Below are 1,093 nucleotides of genomic sequence, written 5' to 3'. Positions count from 1 at the left end.
AGTACTGGACGCCCTTCTTCTAAGGAACTATCAGTTGAGGAAAAACTGAAAAAAGCTGAAGCAAGAATTAAGTTTTTAGAAGCAGAGAATGACTTGTTAAAAAAGCTAGAGGAACTAGAGAGGCAGGCGTTGATGAAAAAAAGTTACTAACACCTTCAGAAAAATTTCAGCTTATTGAACGTACAATTCGTAAATATCAACTAAAAAATGTAGTGAGTTACTTTTGTGAATTAGCAGGGGTAAGTAAAAATGGATACTATGCTTGGTTGAAGGCAGCCCCCATCCGCCAGTTTAAAGATTTAGAGGATGAAAGGGATATTGAACTCATTAAGTTTATCTTTCAACAAAAAAAGGAAAAAGTCGGGGCTCTTCAAATCAAAATGATCTTAGAAAATGATTATTTTGTTAAGATGAATCACAAGAAGATTAGAAGGTTAATGAGGAAATATCAACTGATTACAAAGGTTAGAAAAGCAAAGCCTTATAAAAAAATGGCGAAAGCTACCCAAGAACACCGTACATGCCCTAACCTGTTAAACCGTGAATTTAATCAAGGAGAGCCTGGAAAAGTGTTATTAACGGATATTACTTATCTTTATTATGAGAACGGTCAAAAAGCCTATTTATCCTGTATCAAGGATGGAAGCACAAACGAAATACTGGCCCATTATATATCCAGGTCTTTAGAAATGAGTATAGTTTATAAGACGCTAGAAAGACTTAAAGAATCTGTACAAAATCAGTTTCACCCTGAAGTCATACTTCATTCAGACCAGGGTATGCATTACACTCATCCCTTTTTTCAAAAGAAAGTAAAGAAATTGGGTATCACTCAATCCATGTCCCGCAAGGGAAATTGTTGGGATAACGCTCCAATTGAATCTTTCTTTGGTCATTTTAAGGACGAGGTAGATTTTAAAGAATGTACTAGCTTAAGTGAATTAAAACAAATAGTGGATTCATATATCGAGGAGTATAATTGTCATCGTTATCAATGGGGATTAAATAAAATGACCCCGGTACAATACCGGGATCATTTATTAGCAGCATAGGGCCTTTTTATTAAACTGTCCATTTTAGGGGTTACAGTTCA

General features: G+C 35.0%; 1 pseudogene. It reads left to right on the top strand.

Going from position 1 to position 1,093, the window contains the following annotated elements:
* Positions 1 to 143 precede the first annotated feature (143 nt).
* Positions 144 to 1,052, top strand: a pseudogene (locus JOC77_RS21050) (IS3 family transposase); the annotation flags it as partial.
* Positions 1,053 to 1,093 lie beyond the last annotated feature (41 nt).

Source organism: Peribacillus deserti (genome assembly GCF_016909175.1).
Lineage (GTDB): Bacteria > Bacillota > Bacilli > Bacillales > DSM-1321 > Paraperibacillus > Paraperibacillus deserti.
The sequence above is the reverse complement of the archived record's forward strand: the minus strand, read 5'-3'. Positions and strand labels throughout refer to the sequence as shown.